Raw genomic sequence first — 245 nt, forward strand, 5'->3', positions numbered from 1 at the left:
GTGAGCTGATCTCGCAGGGAAATCGGCGCTTACCTGTCGAACGTGGCGCAAAGAACGGGCGTCCGCGGCGCACCGAAGTACTCGCGGAGCATGTTCACGAAACCCTCGACGCTATCAACGCAGCACTAGCGTTTTGTCGGGAATGCGACTACGAGCTGGTCACCGGCTGCAATAACGATCTAAAAAGCGCCAAGTCTCGCCTTAAGTCGCGTTTCGAGCAATTGCCAATGCGTCGGGAACTCGCG

1 pseudogene is annotated in these 245 nt (G+C 57.6%); it reads left to right on the top strand.

Annotated features, from left to right (window positions below):
- A pseudogene (locus tag SB786_RS37300) lies at window positions 1-245 on the top strand (hypothetical protein); the annotation flags it as partial.

This window comes from Burkholderia sp. SIMBA_062 (assembly GCF_046534765.1).
GTDB lineage: Bacteria > Pseudomonadota > Gammaproteobacteria > Burkholderiales > Burkholderiaceae > Burkholderia > Burkholderia ambifaria.